General features: G+C 49.8%; 6 protein-coding genes and 2 pseudogenes. 5 read left to right on the forward strand and 3 right to left on the reverse strand.

Annotated elements, in window-relative coordinates:
• Positions 1–452 (reverse strand): annotated as a pseudogene (locus tag BZG79_RS08070) (hypothetical protein); the annotation flags it as partial.
• 260 nt (positions 453–712) lie between these two features.
• On the opposite strand from BZG79_RS08070, the gene BZG79_RS08075 reads away from it, so the two are divergent.
• Positions 713–1,861 (forward strand): fatty acid desaturase, encoded by a 1,149-nt coding sequence (locus BZG79_RS08075; RefSeq protein ID WP_077576955.1) that lies wholly within the window; start codon positions 713–715, stop codon positions 1,859–1,861.
• 80 nt (positions 1,862–1,941) lie between these two features.
• Here the strand turns inward: BZG79_RS08075 and BZG79_RS08080 are convergent, their stop codons facing one another.
• Positions 1,942–2,919, reverse strand: coding sequence for a GTP-binding protein (locus BZG79_RS08080; RefSeq protein ID WP_077774153.1), 978 nt, complete (start codon positions 2,917–2,919; stop codon positions 1,942–1,944).
• Between the two features lie 214 nt (positions 2,920–3,133).
• Here BZG79_RS08080 and BZG79_RS08085 point away from each other — a divergent pair, with 214 nt between their 5' ends.
• Positions 3,134–4,522, forward strand: a complete 1,389-nt coding sequence (locus BZG79_RS08085) for a TldD/PmbA family protein (RefSeq protein WP_077460784.1) — start codon at positions 3,134–3,136, stop codon at positions 4,520–4,522.
• Positions 4,519–5,871 (forward strand): TldD/PmbA family protein, encoded by a 1,353-nt coding sequence (locus BZG79_RS08090; RefSeq protein WP_077460785.1) that lies wholly within the window; start codon positions 4,519–4,521, stop codon positions 5,869–5,871. The genes BZG79_RS08085 and BZG79_RS08090 overlap by 4 nt, the downstream gene beginning before the upstream one ends.
• Positions 5,872–5,968: 97 nt before the next feature.
• On the opposite strand, the gene BZG79_RS08095 is transcribed toward BZG79_RS08090, so the two are convergent.
• On the reverse strand, positions 5,969–6,925 hold the full coding sequence (locus BZG79_RS08095; RefSeq protein ID WP_077677534.1) for an alpha/beta hydrolase: 957 nt from the start codon (positions 6,923–6,925) through the stop codon (positions 5,969–5,971).
• 370 nt (positions 6,926–7,295) lie between these two features.
• On the opposite strand from BZG79_RS08095, the gene BZG79_RS08100 reads away from it, so the two are divergent.
• A complete protein-coding gene (locus BZG79_RS08100; RefSeq protein ID WP_021023917.1) occupies positions 7,296–8,687 on the forward strand; it encodes an L-cystine transporter in 1,392 nt (463 codons plus the stop codon).
• A gap of 174 nt (positions 8,688–8,861) precedes the next feature.
• A pseudogene (locus BZG79_RS08105) lies at positions 8,862–9,196 on the forward strand (PhnA domain protein); the annotation flags it as partial.

A 9,196-nucleotide genomic window follows, 5' to 3' on the forward strand; every position in this document is an offset into this window, starting at 1 on the left:
CTAATAGGGAATTGCTCAATAGCTGCGGTCAGGTAACCTGCTCCCCGATAAAAAAGGTGCGGGCGTTGTCCCGCCTTAATCAGAAACAAGGGATACAACTCACCGGCCAGTTGGCAAAATGCACTGGTCAAGGGGTCGGCGGTGGTGATCCGCGTGGCGAGCTCTCCCCCTTGTTGTGCCCGCCACACATTAAAGACATGACGACCATTTTGCATCACATGGGGGAGGCGATAAAAAAAAGATTGTTCACTCTCTCCCTGGTCAACCGCGGATACCCGTAGCTGACGGCACAGCTCGATATACTGGTTCAGCGTGTCTCGCTGGATCCGGCTTAGTCCGAGTTTCTGCATTAAAATTAAGCGGCCTTCGGCCTCTGTGACATTCAAGATGTAACTCACCACACGGTGGCCCATCGCCTTCACAAAGTGCGGTATGGCCGGATAGGACATCATACTTCCTAACCTTTCGTGAATAAGGAACACGTATACATATCGGCACACATCCTCAAAACTATAAAAATCAAAAAGGCGTCAAACCAACAACGCCAACGAGCGAATAGGCTATGGCATCCTCCCAACGCTTTCCCATGTTTACCTAAGTATAGCCATTTCAATCATTAATCTTTCGATGACAAACCCAGAAACAATTTTGCGCANTGATGACCCCCATCTATTCTAGCGTACAAGTGTACGCTTAAATAAAGATAAGAGTTATGGAAACCAAAACGACAACCTCACCGCCACAAAAACCACGTTTGATTTGGCTAAATATCAGCGTATTTACGCTCACGTTTTTCATCGCAGTCATTGGCACCCCGCTTTGGGCTTGGCACCATGGTTTCGATTGGATGCAGATCACCGCACTGATTGTCGCCTTTAGTTTTTGTGGGCTGTCGATAACGGCAGGCTATCACCGCTTATGGGCCCACAAAACTTATCAAGCCCATCCGGTCCTGCGGTTTATTTTTGCCATTGGGGGCGCGTTTGCACTCCAAAACAGTGCCCTTCATTGGTCATCCGATCACCGTATTCACCATCGTCACGTAGATGACAACGATGTCGACCCTTACTCGGCGAAACGCGGCTTTTGGTTCTCGCACCTAGGCTGGATGTTACGTGAATATCATCCCGACCGTTATGGTGATTACAGCAATTGTCGTGACTTGCAAAAAGACAAGATCGTGATGTGGCAGCACAAGCACTACTTGGCCCTGACACTGGCAACCAACTTTGGTTTTCCTATCGCGTTTGGCGTGATTCACGGCGATGTGTGGGGGGCCATTTTACTGGTCGGCTTCACACGATTAGTGCTCAGCCACCATACAACGTTTTTCATTAACTCCTTGGCCCACGTATGGGGAAGTCAACCGTACACCGAGAAGAATACAGCCCGCGATAATGGTGTTTTAGCCTTTATGACCTTTGGTGAGGGATACCATAATTTCCATCACATCTTTGAGAATGATTACCGCAACGGCATTCGCTGGTGGCAATTTGATCCAACGAAGTGGTTAATTAAAACGGCCTCTTGGCTTGGGTTGGCTGAAAAGTTGCGTGTTACGCCGGAAGAAAAGATAGAAAAAGCACGGGCGACAATGCAGCTTCAGCGTGCAACGCAAAAGCTAAGCAATAAGCCCAATGCCGCGCATCGCTTGCAAATTCTACAACAAGAATACGATACCTTGGTGGCGAAGATGGCTGATTACTACACGCTCAAAAAACAATTACTGGCACTTGAACGCGATAAATTCCGCGAAAAAGTAGAAAAGGCCGAGTTAAGTCAGCAATATCAAGATTTGAAACTGCGTTTTCATCAACAAAAACGCAGCTGGCAAGTACTCACAGCGAAATACGCCAGCTAACCCAACGCCATCGTCAACGTCGATAAAAACCGGTCAGTGATACTGACCGGTTTTATTGTCATTTTCTATAACGGCGTGATTTATTCGGCCGGCGGCTCGAGAAACGAAAGCAAGATGGTTTCTAACTCATCCCACGGTAAGGGTTGGATATCAATCACCTCAATCCGTGACTCTGCCGTTTCAATCGACATGGGTGTGACGGTGACAACCTGATTGGCAACGTTAAACGCAAAAAATCCCTCTTCGGTGTTTACCACCGCCTTGATTCGCTGAGCATTGAGATTGCTAAATAACCCATACAAGGCATCAAAGGGAAAACAACAGTGCGCGGCAAATAACCAACCACAACTGACATAGCCCTGCCCCTGATTTTCTTTGCGGGTAAAAATGTCATCTGGACCCAACGCAAGCGTGGTCATCGGCTCAGCATTGCTGTGATGATGGTGATAATGCGCTTTGCGATCTTGCCGAGGTAGCGAAAGCCATGCCGTCTCGAGCGCGCCGTGTTCAACGCCAGTCACCAAGCTTTTCTTGCCATCAAACGCCGCGACATAATCATAAAACGTTGCGATTTGCCCTTCAGTACACTGATCGAGCTTGTTGGCGACCACCACATCCGCTAACGCGATTTGATCGTGAAAATTCTGATTTTCACGATAACGCACATCGTCAATGCAACGCGGGTCCACCAAGGTCATCGTCGCGCGTAGCGACAAATGGGTATCGAAAGGCGGCTGGGTAAGCTTACCGATAATATCCTTAGGATGACCCAGCCCTGTCGGCTCAATTAAAATTCGATCCGGCTTTTGCGCTAATAGCGTATTCAAGCCTACCGTCATAGGCAACCCAGCGACACAGCACATGCATCCCCCCGGCACCTCCTTCACCAGCGCACCTTGCTCAGAGAGGATCGCACCATCGACACCCACTTCACCAAACTCATTGACCAATACCGCCCAGCGCGCTTGCTCAGGTTTATTCGCCAGCAAATGACGAATGGCAGTCGTTTTGCCCACTCCAAGAAAGCCAGTGATGATGTTGGCTGCTACGTGACTCATTGCTTTATCCTGCTCGTTATCTGCATCGACGTAGTGTAACGGGTCGCGAAAAAGTCGTCGCCTATTGGTAATCATGCACTGAAAAGCCCCATTTCCCATCCAGTCAATTACACAGAAAGTGATGAAATATCATGCACTCACTGAACGTGGTGATCATTGCTGATAAAAGCTTGGTAGAATAAAAGATTCGCTAACACACTTCTTAGGAGGAAGTATGCTGAATCCATCAACGGCAAAATCGGTGATTGATCACGCCATGTTTATGGGCGCAGATTTCGCCGAGCTCTTTGTCGAGCACCACCACTCGGGCAACGTCGAGTTATTGTCTGGTGAGGTGGATAAAGTCAGTTCAGGGATTGATTTTGGAATTGGTATCCGTTTGTTTTTCGGTCATAAGGTCCTTTATGGCTATACCAATAGTCGCGATGAAGAACAGCTTAAAAAAGTGACCAGTTTACTTTGCGCGCGTGATAAGCGTGACCAAATTGCCGCTGCTGGCCCCCTTAATTTGTCGCATTTAAATGACAAACATCCTGTGTCTGAACCTCTATCTCGTGACCAGCATGTGGCAGATAAAGTCGATTTTTTACGCCACGTAGACCAACGTATACGCGCCGAAAGTGAAAAAATCACACAAATTATTGGTCGCGTCGGCCAACGTGAACAACAGATTGAGATCTTTAACTCTCGCGGGTTGCACGTTAGCGATACACGTCATTACACTCGGATTGCTGCAACCGCGGTTGCCACCGATGGAAAAGAGCAATCGACCGGCTTTGATGCCCCTGGCGCACTCACTGGCTGGGAATTTCATCACGATATTGATCCCGTGGCGATGGGCGAACGCGTTGCACGTCAAGCATTAACCAAACTCGGCGCCCAAACCTGTCCTTCTGGTGAAATGCCCGTGGTCATTGGAAATGGATTCGGTGGGGTCATTTTCCACGAAGCCTGTGGCCATTTACTAGAAACCACCTCGGTAGCCAAACAAGCCTCGGTGTTTCATGATCAAATGGGTGAGATGATTGCTAGCCCAGTGGTTAGCGCCGTCGATGATGGCACCTTAGCCAACGCATGGGGCTCAATTAACATCGATGATGAAGGTATGGAGACTCAGCATACCCAGCTTATCAAAGACGGTAAGCTCACCTCGTTTATGGTCGATCATATGGGCAGCCTGAAAACCGGTTATGCACGCACCGGCTCAGGCCGTCGTGAGTCTTACAAGTTCGCGCCGACCTCGCGGATGCGGAACACCTTTATCGAGCCGGGTAATGATGATCTTGATAAGATGATTGGCTCCATGGAGCGCGGCATTTATGCTAAAAAAATGGGTGGTGGTTCAGTACAGCCCGGCACCGGCGAGTTTAACTTCGCGGTGCAAGAAGCCTATTTGGTAGAAGATGGCCAAATCACCGCACCACTCAAGTCCGCAACGTTAATCAGCACCGGTCCGAAAGTACTTAAAGAAATTAGCATGGTTGGTAAGGATCTCGCCCTCGCCGCGGGTATGTGTGGCTCTGTGAGTGGTGCCGTACCGACGACTGTGGGTCAGCCCGCACTTAAAGTCGACAACATCCTAGTAGGAGGCGGTAACGCATGAGTGAGCAAAACGTGAAAGCAACCCTAAGCGATGCCGTCGATCAGGTATTAACACTCGTTCAGGCAAAAGGGGCCCACGCAGACGTCATTGCCAACGCCAGTGAAAGTTTGTCATTGAAGGCGGATCAAGGCGATCTGTCCGAGCACAAAGTCACCGCGGGCCAAGTGATCGGCGTACGTGTGATCAAAGGTGACCAAGTTGCCACCAGTTATTCCGAATCGCTAGATAGCGACAGCCTTGCCAGCATGGTCAACGCCGCGCTAACGAATGCGAGCTTTACCAAAGCCGACCCTGACCAGAAAATTCGCGCCGAAGGGCAGCAGATCGATAGCCAAGATCCCACTTTGTTTCAAGCGGATAATACGCCGATTGAAGATAAGATTGCATTGGCACTCGCGATGGAGCAAGACGTGGTCAATCAACCACGGGCAACGGGGGCGCCCTACAATGGCTACGGTGAGCAAACCCAGTATCAGCTGCTGGCTAATACCCTGGGCACACGCTGCTATCATCGCGAACGGAGTTTTAGCTGCTACACGGCAGCACTGCTCAATCACGACGGCAAGCAATCGATGCATTTGGGGGCGTCAGTGTCACGCCGCTTTGCCGATCTCGACCAAGCATTTGCAACCCGCTTGGCCTATGACACGGCTGATGCATTGTTAGAGGGTGGGCCAGTCAAAACCGGTCAATATGCGGTAGTGTTTGAACATAATTGTTTAAGCGAATTGCTGGGCGCATTTGGCAGTTGTTTTTCGGGGGATGCGGCCAAACGGGGTACCAATCCATGGCGCGAAAAAATCGGAAAACCGATTGCCGATCCAGCCCTGACCATTACCGATATCGCACGTATCGATGGCGGGATGCGCAGCAAAGCCTTTGACAGCGAGGGCTTTGCTACAACCGACACGCCGCTAATTGAAAATGGCATATTGGTTGGGTTGTTACATAATAGCGCTACGGCCCATCATTTTGGCGTCCGTCACACTGCCAACGCCGGCCGCAGCCCGAAAGGCGGCTTAGATGTCACTTCACGTCACGACCTCATTGGCGCCGGCAAACAAAGTGGTGCCGAAGTGCATGGAGGCGAGTATCTCGAACTGGTTTCGCTGCAAGGGGTGCATTCTGGCGCGAATGCTATCAGTGGCGACTTCTCGTTTGGAGCCAGTGGCTTCTTGTGCCGTGACGGTAAACGTGTTCGCCCCGTGCGTGGCATCACAGTGGCAGGTAATTTCTATACCATGCTCAATGAGATTGATGCGATTGGCAACACAGTCACGCCTAATTACGATGGCGCCTTCTTCGCCCCTCGGATACGGTTTGCCCGTTTGTCGATAGCTGGCGAATAGATAGCTGGCGAGTAATACGTTTTTTTATAAGCCACATATTATAGACCCACATGGCACCGCAGACGTCGGTGCCTTTTTTAGATTATTTGCCAGTGGCTCACACATCCATGGCTGACGCGCTGGTCTCAATTGTCTGCCAGTTTTTTTTCCGCGCTGCGATATCGCTACTTGACGTTGCGCTCTCAACACTGTGTACCGCTGGATCCGTCTTAGCCGCAAGATCAGTAAACGCTTGTAAAGTCACGTCGCTTTTTAAAATCCGCCCATGCCCTAGCCCATCAGTAGGCAGCAAGCAGACATGTTGATAGTCGTTTGCTTTTTCAGTCACGCTGAACGAGGCAAAACGATCGCTTCTGTCATGCGCAATGACCACCTGATGACGACGCGCGCCGAGTTTAGTCAAGGGTTCGATGGTTTCGATCGGATAACCATGCTGCTCCCCCACTTCTTGTACAATTTCATCAAACAGCTTGAGTGAATATCCGGACTGACGCACCGTTGCATACAGATTCTCACGATAATTCAACACAGGCGCGACCAAGAGTAATGGTAAGTCATCTAATTGCGGATGTTGGCTCTCGAGGACGGCCGCCGCACCCATACTGTGGGCGACGACACCAGAAACGTTGTCTACTTGATCCAAAACATCGTTGATTGCCTGCACAAACCCTGGAATATGGCTTTCGTGCCCCCCACTTTCACCATGGGCCGGATGATCAAACGCCACAGCGCGAAAACCCAACGAGGCAATATGCGCCATTAAAGGAAAAAATTGGCTCGCCGAACCGGACCATCCATGTGTCAGTAACCAGGTAGGGCCCGCGCCAACGCTGTACATCTGTAGCTCGCCTTGTTGACTTTGCGCAGTAAACCGCTCTAAGCCATTCGGGGCCGCGTTCACCGCTGGACTGCGCGTGGGGGTAAGAAAGAGCTTGCGGGCAATCTTCCTTGCATGACTGGGGGCAAGTCGATGATGACAACGGCTAACCGCGCCTATCAACGTACGTTTTGCACTAAACCGGCCCGGGGTCGAGAAGTAGATTTTTCTGCTCATTGTGAATCCTTCAAATCAATAACACATCACTCCTGGTATGCGTCCAAAAATAAACACGGTGAGGGTGAGTCAACACGCGCGGCCTTACCTTACCGGAACCTTAGGTGTATTCCTAGAACGAACGCTTGTTTTAAAACAGCCGGAATAACTTGTCGTCGCCATTGCGCGATATACCACCGCAAATTGTGCAATAACTGTTCCATATTCTTTTTAGTTTTAATAAGTGCTTTTTTTATCTAGCCGTAATGTGACATATGTCTTCATTATGTGTATCCGTCGGCATAAGATGCGAACCAATATCGATCCCTGAACGACATCCACGGGATCTAACGCTGAAATTATTATAATTCTCTAGGTGGGAACGCCAACTATGACAGTTATCCTTTTAAATCTGATCGCTTTTGCGCTGTTACTGGCAGTGCTTGTGAAGTTGCACAAGCAACAAAAATCCCTATCAACGCGAGTCTTTACTGGCTTAGGCTTAGGGGTGGCATTCGGTGCTGCGCTGCAAGCGTTATATGGTGCTGACGGCACGGTTACACGCGAAACCATTGACTATATCAATATCGTCGGCTCAGGCTACGTGAGCTTGTTAAAAATGATCATCATGCCGTTGATTACCGTGTCAATTATTGGTGCCATCTTAAAGGTGAAAGACTCGGGTTCACTGGGTAAAGTCTCTAGCTTAAATATTGGGATTTTGCTGGCAACGACCGCAGCATCGGCACTCATTGGTGTGTTCGTCAGCAGTCTATTTGGATTGTCTGCGCAAGATATCGTGCAAGGTGCGCAAGAAATGGCTCGCGGGGCTGCACTTGAAGAACGCCTAGGTACCGTTGAAAACCTGTCACTGGCTGATATGGTGATCTCTTTCTTCCCACAAAATCCGTTCGCAGATTTAGCAGGAAGCCGTCCAACGTCTACGATTGCTGTGGTGATTTTCTCTGCGCTTGTGGGAATTGCCGGAGTAACGCTTTCACGCACACAGCCTGAACTGGGTGAGCGCTTTGAACGCTTTATGGATGTTGCTCAGGCGCTTGTACGTACTCTGGTGCGCATGATTATCGGTTTAACACCATACGGTGTCTTGGCACTCATGACAAAAGTCATTGCCGGATCAAATGTCAGTGAAATCCTGCAACTGGCAAACTTCGTTGTCGCTTCATACGTTGGCCTAGGCGCGATTTTGGTAATGCATTTGATCTTAATCGGCCTAGTAGGAATGAGCCCTGCTCAATACTTGAAAAAGATACTCCCGGTACTAACGTTTGCCTTCACATCGCGCTCTAGTGCCGCGACTATTCCGCTAAACATTGATTCTCAAATGAAGAACTTGGGGAACGATCCGGCCAGTGCCAATTTCTCAGCCTCTTTCGGTGCCACCATGGGGCAAAACGGCTGTGCAGGGCTATACCCTGCCATGTTGGCGGTGATGATTGCACCAACCATTGGTATTAATCCGCTCGATCCTGGCTTTATCGCGACCTTGGTCGCCATCGTAACGGTGAGCTCTTTCGGTATTGCTGGCGTTGGTGGCGGGGCAACGTTTGCCGCGCTGATTGTACTCTCGGCACTGGATATGCCGGTCGCACTTGCGGGTCTGTTAATTTCAATTGAACCGTTAATCGATATGGGCCGCACCGCGATTAACGTTAGCGGCTCAATGACTGCTGGCACGCTCACCTCACGCTTAACCGGTGGCCAAGATAAGACTATCTTCGAGCACCACGAAGTGGTGAAACAAGACACTGCAAACGCTTAATGCCGCGGTGCCATCGTTTATAAAATGCCACGCCGCATTGGCGTGGCATTTTTGTGTCTATAATCATCCATCAATTCGCTGACTTAATCCCTTATAACTTGTAAGAATTTATGTCAGCGATTACACTCTGCCGCATTGTTAACGCAGGCTCGATCTGCCCTACACGAGACATTTATGAGTATTGAACAAACACTTCAGGCACGCAGCGGCGGCCAATGTGAACTTTGTACCCGCCAAGACAACTTATCTGTGTATGACGTCCCGTACTCACCAGATACCACCGCGAACAGCTRCGTATTGGTTTGTGGCACCTGTCATGACCAGCTAAGTAACCCTGACAATATGGATGTGAACCACTGGCGTTGCCTGAGTGACAGCATGTGGAGCCAAGAGCCAGCCGTGCAAGTCGTCGCTTATCGCCAGCTTTCTCGCCTTTCTAGTGAAAGCTGGGCGCAAGATAATCTCGACATGATGTATATGGAAGATGAAGTGCGTAAATGGGCGGAAAC

This window comes from Salinivibrio sp. MA427, from assembly GCF_001996115.1.
Classification (GTDB): Bacteria; Pseudomonadota; Gammaproteobacteria; order Enterobacterales; family Vibrionaceae; genus Salinivibrio; species Salinivibrio costicola.